The organism is Bacillus sp. M6-12 (genome assembly GCF_002860285.1).
In the GTDB taxonomy this organism is placed as follows: Bacteria; Bacillota; Bacilli; order Bacillales; family DSM-1321; genus Peribacillus.
Window position 1 is genome coordinate 1 of the sequence record NZ_PGVF01000035.1, and the last position, 13116, is coordinate 13116.

Consider the following 13116-nt stretch of genomic DNA (forward strand, 5'->3'; position numbering starts at 1 on the left):
ATGCCGGGCGCACAACAAAAATGACCCCGGCAAAATACCGGAGTCATCTGTTAGCTATCTTAAATTTTCAGGTGCCTTTTAAATCCTTCCCTTTATCTGGTATAGTTCAAATAAAAGACTTTCCTGCTTACCTTTAATTTACGTTTTATTATCATCATACATAGATAGGTCGACTAATTTAAGAATCGAGTCATCAATCGCTTTACCAAAAGCATCGGGATTTGTCATGGCTTGCCATCTCTCTTTTCTTACGGCAGTAAGAGCTTCTTCAAGAGCCTCATCTCGTTCTCCAAGTTCTTGAAGTAAGCACAGCGCCCTTTCCATTGCATCAAACATTCGCATCGCACCGTAGCTTTGCGGTTCACGGTATAGTCCTTTGGCGCTTGTCAGCGCGTAAGCAACATAATCCCGAAGATGCTCCTTGATTTGCTGCTCAGTTTCTAAAGGACCCAAAACGGTCATATGAGATCACCTCCTGTGCAGGTTTGCCGGTTTTTGGACGTGGAGGCTGGTCAGCATAGCCCAAGCTGATAAGAAGCTCTGGTTCTATGTCCTCCGGCAGATCCAGCAGTTTTTTGACTGCTTCGCGGTGGAATGAACGTATTGGGCAGTTCCCAATACCCAATGAATGGGTGGCTAATAGTATGTAAGCAGCAGCTATGCCTAGGTTTACAAAACGCAGAACTTCTGCTGTATCCTTCCCTCCCCGAATTAATGACTCGGTTCCGTTAGAACAAAGCACTACCACAGCTGCCGGCTCTCCGGATAAACCTGGAGCAAAACGTTTAAGCCTCTTTAATTGCAATTTATCTTGGACTATCACAAAATGGGATTCTTGTGCATTACTCCCGGACGGGCTATTTAAGATAGCATTCTCGATTTCTTGTATTATTTCTTCAGGGAGGGCCCGTTGTTCGAAGGACCTGGCACTTCGCCTTGTTTTAACGGCTGCGATTACTTCCACTTTTTATTGTCACTCCTTTTCTAACGAATAGTAAATCCGATTTCTTCTAAAATTTGTTTTAAGTTTTCTCGTAAACTCGCGGAAGCAGCAATTGTTTCTGGACGTGTGCATCTGCGTGCAGTATGCTCACACCATCCATACTCGATTCCCTGCTTCTCCGGCTCACCCGCCAGCGAAACCCGCCGTCCATCGTAGGTTCTGCGGGAAATCATCGTTTGGTCATATGCTTGTAAGTGTTGTTCGAGTGCCAGAGAAGAATAAGTTTCATTGTGAACGGTTACTTGTTCAGGCAGCCGGGGCTTTGTCCCTCTCCTGACTCCCTCGCGTTCAAAACCTATTGCCAGCCCAGCAACAGCAAACACACCCACCGGCAGTCCTACTTCCTCGGCTACAGCCTTAGGATCATTTCTGATAGAACCTACTGGTACAGCGCCCAGCCCCAGTGATTCAGCAGCTACCAAAGCATTTTGCAAAGCAAGCGAGGCATCAACTGCTGCCAGAAGAAACATCTCAAGTGTATCTGCAGAAAACTGATATCCCTGCCTTGCCGTCACATACCTCAATCTGAATATGTCGGCACAAAATATAAGGAACGCAGGAGCCTCGCTAATAAAATTCTGATTGCCGGATAGTGCGGCCAACCGCCGCTTCCTCTGTTCATCTTTTACAATTATGATGCTGTATGCCTGCAGATTGGACGAGGTTGGAGCGCTTCGGGCAGCAGTGGTAATGGCCTGCATTGCACCTTCAGGCAGAGGTTTTGGCAGGAAACCACGGATTGATTCGTGAGAAGTGAGTACGTTAATTGTGTCATTCAACATGTTTTCAGGCAGCTGGATTCCTTCCAGTTCCAAACGGTTGGATGGTTTAATTTTTTTATTAATAAAAATCTCCTCCGCTTCAACGCCTGCTTGGCCCCTAAATTTTTACTGATGTACTATGGGTACTACTGCAATTCTCCGTTTTTGATATATAATTTATCATCAATATAGATATCAGGTTTATTCACCACTCCATCAATATGTACGCCTGCCGAAATGTTTCCTCCAAATGTGTTATTGCTTCCAAAGGCAACATGTATGGTGCCGAATACTTTTTCATCCTCAAGCACTACTCCAGTGATCCTGGCTTTATCATTGGTGCCTATGCCAAATTCACCAAGCAATCTTCCATCACTGTCGCCGAGGATTTTCAGTAATTTTTCGGAAACATCTCCTTCTGCAGAAATAATACGACCTTTTTCCAGTGTCAGAAGGATAGGGGAAGCTAGCCGGCCAATTCCTGCGACCGAGCCGTCTATTAAAATTTTACCCGACGCTGTCCCTTCGACTGGCGCTATATATGCTTCACCGGAAGGCAGGTTTCCTGATTCACCTGGGTTTAAATACATTCCGGTGCTTGGAACCCCTTTACGGTCAGCAATCGAGAAAGAGAGTGTGTAACCACCCTTTTCTATTCGTATATTTCTTCCTGCTGTCAATGTTTCCGTTACAGCTTCTGTCAGCACTTTTACTTTTGAATAGTCAGCGGAAATAGCACCCTCCAAAAACATATCTTCTGTAATCCCGGGCATTGTAGCCAATCGGGTGCCAGATGCAGCTGCATTCTTTCGAGCATGGGTATGGGTTAACGAATGTTCTGTTACGCATACGGCAACATCTGCCTGAATCATTGCCGCAGCAACGGAAGCTGGGGGTTCTTGACCCGATTTTTCGCGTTCCTTCATGATAAGAAACATCGCTTCAGCCCCAATTAATTTTCCTGCTTCATACAAAGCAAGTCCAAGGTCTTTTTTAACGTCATCTGCCACGACAAGAAAATTTTCATTTTCTTTAAGGCCCAAGCACTTTTCCAATACATTCTTGCTGATTTGAACCATTTGGTCATTCATTGTTATCATCCTCTTATTTAAATCATCTCTGACACTAATTTCGCCATTATGGCATTTGACAAAATAACTGGCAATCCCGTAGCTTTCACAACCAAATCTCTGGATTCTTCGGTGTACCCCATACAATCCAGCAATATGATATCAACTTTATCCTTCAGTTCATTTGCTGCAGTTTTATAACTTGCCATATCATTTTTATAAGGCGAAGCAACCGCAAACTTTGGATCCAGCCCAAAAGGTGAATACTTCGGATGCAGGAGGTCTTTTTGCTCATCGAGTGGCACAATCACTCCAAAACGGCGGTCTGCAACAAGTGCCTTTACTGTTGGAGGAATGATATGATCAGGCTCGATCAGATAGGAAGTTGTAGTAGTAAGCCCAGGGAACACCCCTGTGCAAAGAAGCAGAATATTTTTAATTCCTTGCTGCTCCAGTTGATTGATTTTTTCCTGTAAAATCGGTTTGATTTTCTCACGGGACATAACGACTGAATCCCCTGTTACCAAACGGGACGTTAACACATAGTCATCAGCTTCCGGAAACAATTTCTGTTCAATATACTCTTTCGTCATCCCATCCAGGACACCTGCCTGGACAAGCTCTGCACGCCCATCCACAAATTTCTCAATTATAGGTGCCACATCGGTCCTGGGAGCCTGGCCTATAGTAATCATTCCTAGTTTTTCCATCATCCTACCTCCAATTGCTTAATAGAAAAGCGCAAGCGCACCAAAAGAGGCAACGGACAAGTTGCCGCCTAATATATCGCTGCTGAAGCATTCCTTCTCCAGTGTATCGCGGCTTTATTTTACTTCGTAAAAAAAGCTGCTGCGATGCATTACTATAGTGGTGCTTTCTATTAAAGAATAAAGGAGGGACTTCTCCCTCCTCTTTTTTTACTGATGAGAAGCCTTTTTACCCATGGTTTGCAGCATTTTCATAGAACCATAGAGTTCAGTTATTCTCTCAAATTCATCCTGGCTATATAACTGGCATGTACCATTCGTTGATTCCTTTGCTACCTCAACGGCAAAGCGGACAGCATCGGCGATGTCTGTTTCATGACTGGCACCTGTACCGCAGCCAGGCACTACAGACTGAGCTGTAATTGCTAGTCCCACGACAGGAGCATCTGTAGCTACAGCCGGCTGAAGAATGGAGTTAATATGATAAAGATCGTTACCGTAAGGTGTAATATCTTGAGTCGTAATCGGAAAAGTCACTGCGAATTTTCCTGTTGTCATTTCCATGATTCGAAGTAGATCATCACTTATACGGAGGATATATCCCTCCTTAACAGTTGGAGAAATTGCAATTCCTTTATGATTGATTACACGATTGCCCTTGGTTGTATCAATAGATAATAACGCGTCCATTTCCGGTACAACTTCATACTGGTTCATTGTTAAAATGTCAACCGGCGAATCCATGAAGTCCACAGGCTCATGCGGACGGGTTGGAGCATCTGGACAAATGTGAGTCGTAACGATTACATCCCCCTGGAGTGTATCACCTTTCGTTTGCATTTCCGCAAGCTTCAAGGCCGAAGCAACGGCTGCAACAGCTCCGTCTGCATCCGATACTAAACCGATGCGGCTAGGACGGGCACCGATTCCCCCAAGTCGTCCGATAATGCCAAAAGTAGGAGTGTTTCCGCCATTCAATTTACCATTAGATCCCGGAATCACAATTTTAATAAAATCAGTGCTGCCTTTTTCACCGGTAACTGTTGTAACAGTTACATCTACATTTGGAAACTGAGTGAACAATTCTTTGACATTTTTCCCCGTTACAAAAGCGCTATCAAGGGTGTCGATTGCGATTAACGTTTGCTTAAGTACCATTTTTAAGATCCTCCTGTTCGGTTATTAGAGATATCGAATAATCGATTTTTTAATAATTTCTTCTACTGGTTTCATCAATTTTTCATTCCTCATCGTACTGCTAAGGATCAAGTTTTCCTTTGGAACAGAAATCACGGCTATTTGCTGGCCTTTTTCAATTGCAGCTGACACAATCGGCCTTGCCGTTTTGGCATCTAGAGTCATGATCAGATCCGGGAATGTGCCAAAACGTTCTCCATCCTTTTCAATGGTCATGTATTCATTCCAGAATGTCATGTAATAAGAATCATTGATTGTTACAGTTCCTACATCAAAACCGCCTGTTGTTTCAAGCACAAAGTCTGTAACTGTTCCTTCAACCACTACTTTTCCACCGAGTTTTTTCACGGCTGCATCAATGGCTGCTTCCCCTTTTTGGCTAAGCAGGGCCTCTCCTACTGCAATAGCCTGCTGAATTGCACCTGCTGCACCATTTGCCTTTGCATAAGCGACAGTGACAGGGTTTCTTGCAACTGCCAATAAACCTCCAGCTTCAATCGAAGCTTTTCGAATTACGGTAGATGCCTTGTCCAGTGAGCCCGAAATGCTTAATTCCATATAATTAGCACCCTTCCCTCCGACAGCAGCCTGGTGGGAAACATAATCGCTCAGTTCTGATAAATTCATCGATCCCATTGATCCCGTCGGATGGGCACGGCCATTACATGGAATGTCAATGATAGGGATTCCTGTTACTGCTGATTGGAACCAGCCATTCACTGTTGTTCCGGCTCCATTCTCATTTGTAATAATCCCCTGGATCGGTTTGCCAATCTTTGCCGAAAGAATTTCCAAAGCTTTTGCATAATGGATCGGTTTTACATATTTATCCTTAGCAGCCGGGGCTCCGACCAATGAAACAGTAACAAGCAAATCCTCGTCCTGGAGCTCATCAACTGTCAATAACTCAGGCTGTCCGATTTCAAACGCAAGACGCCCTATTTGAAGGCCATCCTCGATCCAGCCGCCACCGCCGCCGCCAAGGACAGCACCACCGTAAACTGCGTACTCTACTGTTTTTTCGTCTAATTTAATTTTCGCCATAGAAACTCGCCTCACTTGTTAAGTTTAAATACTGAATTGAAGAAGCTGAACAATGCATCACCCGCGATAAATCCAGCTGCCATAATGCTCATCGGTGTGTCCGCTTCTTTGCCCTTTGCTTTCTTCCAGATCAGACGAATTGCGATCCCTGCCAACACAGCCCAGCATGCATTTGGAGTCAGGATGAGAAGACCTGTCGCAAACATGACCCCGATTTGACGGCTAGGACCTCCAATTAATTGAAGGATCGCCCCTGGTATAGCCCAAAGCAATAGCTGCATGGCAACTTCTGAAGAAGTGCCAGCTTTAATAGTTGACACATACACGGTGTCGATCGGTGGAACAAGGTTTTGAGCAAAGTATCCTTTGTAAGTTACAAGAACAGTCAATAAAGCTACTCCAAATGCAATCATCGCCGTAATGTATTGAGACTTTCTTCCCGCTAATTCGTATGCCTTGTCTTCACCATTGCCTCGCAAAATGTGTCCTGTTTTAAAGTCATAACCCATATCAGCGAATGCAGGTCCAGTTGCAGCGCTGAAACCTGCAAGCAGAGCAAGAGCTAACGGCGGGAAACCAATCATCATTCCTATCAAAAGAGTGATAAATGCTACTGCAAATGCCGGGAACCAACCGGAATGCATCGCTGCAATCCCTACAATGATTTCGTGTACAAAAGCAGCAAACGCGGCGAAAATGATGAATCCAATTAACATGCCAGAAGACATATCAGTTATAATTCCACCTGTTATCGCTATTACCACAGCAACTGCGGCATATGCTAAGAATCCTAACCCCAACGCTTTTTTTGCTTCCTTGATTGGGCGGGTGTGAACAGCATCTTCTGCAGCCTCCAATGCCGCTGCAACTTCGTTATTAGCATTTGCAGCCGAACCTGTTGGTTTCTTGAAAAGCAGGATAGACACCTGTATTAAGGCTACAATCCCGGCACCAATCATGATTCCATGAGGGATATAAAGAGCGTTGACATCTACGCCGAACACCGGAATAGAATATTGGCGGAACAATAAACCTATTCCAAACATCGATAGTGCCCAAATATTACCAATAAACGCGACACCAAATGCTGACATAGGTATATGCAGGTAAGCGCCCAGAATACCGATGCCTGTCCCAAGTCCCAGAAGCCCTGCCCGTTTACCGCCTTTATCACCCGCAAGGATAGATTCGGCAGTTGCTACGCCAGGCGCCCATGTTCCGCTTGCCGGAAACAGCTTTGAATCGAAAATTTTATAAAGGATAGCTGCGTCAACAAACATCGCTAAAGCAGCACCAATAAGCATAGGTATGATTAATTCCGGGGCTCCCATTAAGAAAGGAATACCGATAGGAATTAATAGACTGTTGGCAGCACCAAATGTCGATGCCGAAATGGATGTTTGAACCAGATTTTGGCGGTGAATAGATTTATATTTTCGAAACAATGTCACAGGAATTCTGGCAATAAGCATCGCAATAAGTGCACCAATAATTGAGGTATTCGGTGTAACCCCAAGAGTAGTAATGATTTGCATCCCGATGATTGCTCCAAAGACGGCCGTTATTACATTTAGCAGTAGCGAGAATGGTTCAAAGATACTTGGATGTTTCTTTTCTTTTTGTTCTTGATTCACTGTTGTAACCCCCCTATTATGTTTTTCTTTATATGTGCAGCAGATTTTGTTATGTGATAACCCTTCTGAAAACAGTGTTAACTTATCCATTCGGCAACTTTAACAAATTTAATTCTTTTTATTTCTCAATCAAACTGCCGTTTTATCCTAACCATGACCTATCTTGATGAGCATGCAAATATTTTGAGATAGTTGAAAAAGCTTAACTTATTTCCTTCTTGCTTATTTCTTTATTTCCGACGTCATTTTTTATGGCCTGTTTATGTATGGAGATACCATTTTGTGCCGTGCTCAGGAGAATCCCGGCAAAAACAAGCGCTGCACCAAACATTTGCTTAACTGTAACAGTATTATGAAAAATCCAAAAGTTTAGCAGCATGGTCATTAAAGGCTGCAGATTAAGAACAATAGCTGATCTTGCTGCCCCAACTGCATTCATCGCCTTATTCCACATCATCGTGGTAATGCCTTGCCCTATTATCACTGACATCAAAGCGAATACCCAGAAATAAAATGATTGCTTCCAATTAATCGCAGTGCCAGCCAACACAAATGGATCGAAGAGTATTGCGCCTATGATAAAACTATAGGTAGTAATAATCATCGAAGACAAACGTCTGGAAAGCAATCTGACAAATATTAGATTGCAGGAGAATGTAGCCGTTCCCCCAAGCAGAAGCAAATCACCAATGTTAAACTCAAAGTGTCCGTTAATTGATAAAACCAGGTAGATACCTACAATAGCAATCACACTGCCAAAGATCATCTGCCTTGTAATTTTTTCTTTAAGAAACACATTAGCTAATACAGCTGTAATTAACGGTGCCAAACTAAAAATCAGGGAAGCATTGGTGGCTGATGAATATTTTAAGCCAGTAAAAAGAAATATCTGGTTTGCAATCAATCCAATTAAACCTGCAATACATAGGAGAATAATTTCATTCCGCTGCAACCGTACAAATGATTTTGTTATTAAGGCCAGACTGAAAAAGAAAATGGAAACCACGGTTAGGCTGAAGGCAGAAAGAAACAATGGTGAAAATTCTGTTAACAGGAATTGCCGTGCCAAATAATTCCCAGCCCATACAAACACACAGAAAAATAAAGTTATATAGGATTTTGCCAAAGGGAAACCTTCTTTCAAAGCTTAAAACTTGGTTTAAAGCTTCCCGTGTTACCGGGAAGCTTCCAAGCTTCTATTGCAAAACGGAAGCAGATTGCTTATAAAGCGATGATGCAAACAATCCTTCTGCTTCTACTGCATCAATAATCGGAACGTTAAGCTCACTTCGCAAAACATCCGCCAGTCCAATAGTTGAAAAACCGGTGCAAGCAAATACAATAACTTTTGCTCCTTTATTCAATAATGATATAGCAGCCTCAATACCTTTTTCGCGGCCAGCTGGGGTCATCAAATCTGTTGTGTTGGCTACACCTTCAGGGCTTGCATATCCGACAAGCAAGTTCCCTAACAGATTCTTGATTACTGCCGGAGGAGTGTCAGTGATACCCAGTACACCTACCGGCTCCCCTATAGCTAAAGCTGTAAGAGCGGCAGCACTCCCTGCCCCGATTACCGGAATAGATACTTCTTTTCGAAGCTCATTAATCGCTGGATCCGCTGCACAGCTGATTACCAGGATGCTGCACCCTTCCTTTTCCATGGATTTCCCTAACTCAACAATTTTAGGTATGGCAATCGCTTCGGTCTCATCATTAAAAATACCTAATGGCTGATCAGGTATGCATTTATTCACTGTGTTAATCCCGTAAAGACCGGTAATAACCTTCCCATGCTGCTCAAGAATTTCTTCTTTCTCGGTTGTAAAAACTCGTATTACTCCAATCATGTTTTGAATCCTCTCTTCCATATAATTGAAAATATTTTCTGAATAAAAAGAATGTAATGAATGTTGTTTATTATTCTAATTATTTTAGTGGCTGACAACAATGTCCCCATTCACTAAAAATAAGAAGGATCTATTGTGCTCAGAGCACAATAAATCCTTCTTATTCCATTTTCTTTAAAAAATGGTATATTAAACTGAAGTAATATACGAATCGTTCTTGAAAGTTTTCCAGATCAATCCCCGCTATTGCTTTTATACGATCAATACGGTATTTAACTGAATTTCGGTGAATATATAATTGCTTAGCAGTATCCAGCAAGCTGCCTCCAGTTGCTAGATAATAATAAAGAGAAGTGACTAATTCTGTACCATGGTCTGTATCATATTCACAAAGCTTTCCAATTTTTTTTTGCACAAATGCGTCCATGATAGTATGATCTGAAGAATCTACCAATAATTGGAACATTTCGATTTCTTCAAAGGAAAAAATCTTTTTATTTTTATCCAGTCTTATTCCGAGCCTAATTGCTTTTTTGGCCTCTATATAACTTCGCTGCGCTGTCCACAGAAGACATTCTCCCCCATAACCTATTCGAAAACCTTTCCAATTACTAATTAAAGGGTTTAATAATTTCGGCCAGCGTTCCTTTTCCTTAAAGCGAAAATCATGTTCCTCGGTAACTACCTCCTGATTAATAGAGGCAAGCATTAGGACTATTCGGTTCCCTTGCTTATGAAAGAGAGATTTGACTTTCCTTTTTTTTGATTCTTCCTCAATTAGTTCACCAAGATTAATCATATATGCGGAATTCTCCTCAATATGAAGCTGGTCTGCTTCAACGATAGCAATTTGCCATACACAATCTGAAGTTAATCCCAATTGACGCCCCTTATTCACCACTTCCTCTTTTGATAAAGGCAATCCGGTTAATAATTCTTCAATAAAATCTCCGCGCAGTTTTATTTCTGTGTCCAAAGCCGTTTTTCTTCTCATCAATTCTAAAGAAAAAACCAAGCGTGCATGTTCCACACATATCAATTCCAACTCATCTAAATGTTCCTTTTCTATGATAAGCTTACCAACAAATTGCTTATCTACAGTTATGTCCCAATAGCGTTTATCAACTGAGACATCAGGGACAACAGCTGGCGGAGACGAAACAATTGCTGCGCCCGTTTTATCAATTACCCGGATTTGTGATTTCAGCAGCCCTGCAACAGTATCCGCCACTGCCTGGATCCCTCTATTTTCTAACACAAGCTTTGTAAGTGTTTTATATACCTCATCAGACCTTCTCAGCAGACTTGCTTGTTTATCAATAATCTGTTCCATCACTGCGTGTGTGATATCCATGTAAGGAATTCCACTTGGTATTTCTATAATCGGCAAGTTATATTCGTTACTCATTCTCAGCATCTCAACCGGCATATCCTGAAGAAATCTTTCTGGTTTAATGGCCAGAGCGGCAGCTCCTGCTTTCGCAAGCAGTTCCACTAATTCAGGAAGCTGAGAAAGATCATGGCGCATAGAATAGGCAGTAGTTAATAATAATTCGCCCTCTCTTAGCCAGTCCTTAACATCAGGGACTTCCATAATATCAATAAAACGAACAGCGCGGTCCAATCCCTTCTCACCACTAATGACCTTTGCGTCTTTTAAAACTGGAAGGCGAAGTAATTCTCTTAAAGTGATACCAGCATTATCCATTATAGTCACCTATTTCATTTGCTAATAGCCTTGATATAATCTAAGAATACAGCATTTAACATGTTCATAAATTATTTTTTTCCTTAGATAAAGAGAAACAGCATTTTCCATGGCGTAAATTGCTGATGCTTCTGAACCCACGCTTTTACCCATTTATCCCTCGCAGCCCCGAATTCACCACCCCAAAACCATAATAACAAGTTTACGAAGATATTCGGATGAATTCCCTTTCTGGTCATGCGTTTCACTTATTGCCTTCCTCCCACAAAGCATATCCCTCATCCATCTGCCCTAGCCAGTTTTGTTTCATTATTTCTGATGCGAGCCGCGGATTTTTCCCTAGGAACGCCTGAATGATAATCTGATGCTCGTTTACTGAGTTCTTTTTCAAACCAATTTGATGGTTTAAGATGTTATGAACCCGGCGGATATGCAATTGTAAAATTGAAGAATAATCTAAAATAAACGGGTTGTCGGCTACCCTTACAATTACACTGTGGAATTGTTCATCTAGTTCACTCGCATCGAGGACATTATTCTGAAGTATTGCCTCTTGATATTGCTCATTGATTATATTAAGCTCTTCAATCTGATTTGGAGCTATCTTTGCTGCAGCCTCTTCCGCAGCCAGGGAATGTAGGGCTGCAATTGTGGGATATATTTTTAAGACATGCTCTTTCTCAATAACCTTGACAATTGTTGCTTTGCCTGGATTGACAGATACCAATTGTTCGCGCTCAAGAATTTGCATCGCTTCTCTGATCGGTGTCCTGCTCACTCCTATGCTTTCTGCGATTTCTTCATCATATAATTTTTCTCCCGGCTCCAATGTTCCATCAACAATCCAGGTTCTTAGCTGTTTTAATGCCCGATCCTTTGCGGACGCACGCCTTTGAAGCTTAATATTTTTAGGAATTGGCACTCACTTTTACCTCCGATATATTTCTAATTTATCTGAAATATATCGTATACAAGTATTCATTTCAAGTAATAACTCTCGTTTTCCAAAGATCCTTCAAAATGCTGATCCCCTTCCCTTCATTATTCTTGGCATCCGGGACAATAAAAAGATTTTCGTGATGAAATTTCGATTCGCTTAATCAATGTTCCGCATCGTTTGCAAGGAAGATTTTCGCATTCATATACCAAGAAATGATCATTGTAGGATCCAGTTTTCTTATCATTTTGATATAAAGGATAATCCATATAACCGCCAATTTGAATAGCGCGTGATAAAGTAGGCTTTATTGAACTGAAAAGAGAAATTACCTGACCCTCAGATAGATCCGCCGCTTTATTCGTTGTCCGCAGCCGCGCCTCGAAACAAATTTCATCCGAATAACAATTTCCGATGCCCGCAATGAATTTGGGATCAATCAATATAGATTTGAGTACTCCCCGCTTCTTGCTTAATCTTTCCTTAAAATCTTCTAGCTGAAATTCAGGGTCAAAAGGCTCCGGTCCCAAGACAGACAGCTTCTTATGCAATTCCTCTGAAGTTAATAAATGAAGATATCCCAGTCTTAAGCCTATGAAAAATAATTTTGTGTTACCGAATGTCAATATCACCTGTTTTGTCCGCTCCGGACTGACATGCTCATTTCCTATAAACATCCAGCCTCCAAGCATTAAGTGCAAAAGCAGGTGTTTTCCTGAACTTAAATCAAAAATAATATACTTTGCTCTCCTTCTTATTCCGGAAATCGTACTGCCCAGCAGTTCTTCTGTAAATTGAGAAACCGGCACATTAATCGACTTTTCCCGGTTTATCTCGACCCAAGTTATTTGTTGTCCTATAAAATATTTACTTAACTCTATGCGATAAAGCTCCATTTCCGGCAATTCTGGCATTTTGTCTTCTCCTTGTCCTCACATTTTTATTAGTATCCTAATAGAACAAGTGAATTATGTGGAATTGTATTGGCTATACCCTGACCCTTTAGCGATAAAATATTATAAAAGGCTAATACTGGGGCGGAGGGTAGTTCATTATATTCTATCGAGGTTACTGCTGGCATAAATGTAGCTGCTTTTTCATTTGCGATTTTCTTCATTCCCAGGGTGTTTTCGATTTATCAGCAAATTTCTACTGAAAGCTGCTTACCATGACGAAAGCGCTCGACACTCACTAAAAGCACGACA

The 13116-nt window shown here is 41.9% G+C and carries 14 protein-coding genes; all 14 read right to left on the reverse strand.

Annotation, left to right across the window (positions count from 1 at the left end):
* Window positions 1-138 precede the first annotated feature (138 nt).
* Window positions 139-462 carry a DUF6092 family protein gene (locus CVD28_RS26690; protein ID WP_101597697.1) on the reverse strand — a complete coding sequence of 108 codons (324 nt, stop codon included), beginning with the start codon at window positions 460-462 and terminating at the stop codon, window positions 139-141.
* The gene (locus CVD28_RS26695) at window positions 434-964 is read right to left on the reverse strand and encodes a nitroreductase family protein (RefSeq protein ID WP_101597698.1); all 531 of its coding nucleotides are present in this window, start codon (window positions 962-964) and stop codon (window positions 434-436) included. Before CVD28_RS26695 ends, CVD28_RS26690 begins: the two co-directional genes overlap by 29 nt.
* A gap of 20 nt (window positions 965-984) precedes the next feature.
* Window positions 985-1785, reverse strand: a complete 801-nt coding sequence (locus tag CVD28_RS26700; protein ID WP_101597699.1) for an NADPH-dependent oxidoreductase — start codon at window positions 1783-1785, stop codon at window positions 985-987.
* A gap of 125 nt (window positions 1786-1910) precedes the next feature.
* The gene (locus tag CVD28_RS26705) at window positions 1911-2855 is read right to left on the reverse strand and encodes an aminopeptidase (RefSeq protein WP_101597700.1); all 945 of its coding nucleotides are present in this window, start codon (window positions 2853-2855) and stop codon (window positions 1911-1913) included.
* Between the two features lie 17 nt (window positions 2856-2872).
* A complete protein-coding gene (locus CVD28_RS26710) occupies window positions 2873-3544 on the reverse strand; it encodes an AroM family protein (protein ID WP_180954328.1) in 672 nt (223 codons plus the stop codon).
* A gap of 207 nt (window positions 3545-3751) precedes the next feature.
* A complete protein-coding gene (locus tag CVD28_RS26715) occupies window positions 3752-4699 on the reverse strand; it encodes a DUF1177 domain-containing protein (RefSeq protein ID WP_101597702.1) in 948 nt (315 codons plus the stop codon).
* Between the two features lie 24 nt (window positions 4700-4723).
* The gene (locus tag CVD28_RS26720) at window positions 4724-5782 is read right to left on the reverse strand and encodes a DUF917 domain-containing protein (RefSeq protein WP_101597703.1); all 1059 of its coding nucleotides are present in this window, start codon (window positions 5780-5782) and stop codon (window positions 4724-4726) included.
* Between the two features lie 11 nt (window positions 5783-5793).
* Window positions 5794-7416 (reverse strand): OPT/YSL family transporter, encoded by a 1623-nt coding sequence (locus CVD28_RS26725; RefSeq protein ID WP_257985998.1) that lies wholly within the window; start codon window positions 7414-7416, stop codon window positions 5794-5796.
* A 202-nt stretch (window positions 7417-7618) separates the two neighbouring features.
* The gene (locus tag CVD28_RS26730) at window positions 7619-8542 is read right to left on the reverse strand and encodes a DMT family transporter (protein ID WP_101597705.1); all 924 of its coding nucleotides are present in this window, start codon (window positions 8540-8542) and stop codon (window positions 7619-7621) included.
* Between the two features lie 70 nt (window positions 8543-8612).
* Window positions 8613-9266, reverse strand: a complete 654-nt coding sequence (locus CVD28_RS26735) for an aspartate/glutamate racemase family protein (RefSeq protein ID WP_101597706.1) — start codon at window positions 9264-9266, stop codon at window positions 8613-8615.
* Between the two features lie 160 nt (window positions 9267-9426).
* Window positions 9427-10974, reverse strand: coding sequence for a PucR family transcriptional regulator (locus CVD28_RS26740; protein WP_101597707.1), 1548 nt, complete (start codon window positions 10972-10974; stop codon window positions 9427-9429).
* Between the two features lie 83 nt (window positions 10975-11057).
* Complete coding sequence (locus tag CVD28_RS28400; protein ID WP_180954329.1) at window positions 11058-11222, reverse strand: hypothetical protein; 165 nt, start codon at window positions 11220-11222, stop codon at window positions 11058-11060.
* The gene (locus CVD28_RS26745; RefSeq protein WP_101597708.1) at window positions 11219-11896 is read right to left on the reverse strand and encodes a GntR family transcriptional regulator; all 678 of its coding nucleotides are present in this window, start codon (window positions 11894-11896) and stop codon (window positions 11219-11221) included. Before CVD28_RS26745 ends, CVD28_RS28400 begins: the two co-directional genes overlap by 4 nt.
* Before the next feature lie 119 nt (window positions 11897-12015).
* Entirely contained in the window at window positions 12016-12825 is an 810-nt protein-coding gene (gene mutM / locus CVD28_RS26750; protein ID WP_101597709.1) for a bifunctional DNA-formamidopyrimidine glycosylase/DNA-(apurinic or apyrimidinic site) lyase, read from the reverse strand.
* Window positions 12826-13116 lie beyond the last annotated feature (291 nt).

Bases quoted from the DNA above. Each gene is read 5' to 3' on its own strand.
- CVD28_RS26715 (WP_101597702.1), bottom strand. From the start codon at position 4,699: ATGGTACTTAAGCAAACGTTAATCGCAATCGACACCCTTGATAGCGCT.
- CVD28_RS26700 (WP_101597699.1), bottom strand. From the start codon at position 1,785: ATGTTGAATGACACAATTAACGTACTCACTTCTCACGAATCAATCCGT.
- CVD28_RS26740 (WP_101597707.1), bottom strand. From the start codon at position 10,974: ATGGATAATGCTGGTATCACTTTAAGAGAATTACTTCGCCTTCCAGTT.
- CVD28_RS26710 (WP_180954328.1), bottom strand. From the start codon at position 3,544: ATGGAAAAACTAGGAATGATTACTATAGGCCAGGCTCCCAGGACCGAT.
- CVD28_RS26705 (WP_101597700.1), bottom strand. From the start codon at position 2,855: ATGAATGACCAAATGGTTCAAATCAGCAAGAATGTATTGGAAAAGTGC.
- CVD28_RS26735 (WP_101597706.1), bottom strand. From the start codon at position 9,266: ATGATTGGAGTAATACGAGTTTTTACAACCGAGAAAGAAGAAATTCTT.
- CVD28_RS26720 (WP_101597703.1), bottom strand. From the start codon at position 5,782: ATGGCGAAAATTAAATTAGACGAAAAAACAGTAGAGTACGCAGTTTAC.
- mutM (WP_101597709.1), bottom strand. From the start codon at position 12,825: ATGCCAGAATTGCCGGAAATGGAGCTTTATCGCATAGAGTTAAGTAAA.
- CVD28_RS26690 (WP_101597697.1), bottom strand. From the start codon at position 462: ATGACCGTTTTGGGTCCTTTAGAAACTGAGCAGCAAATCAAGGAGCAT.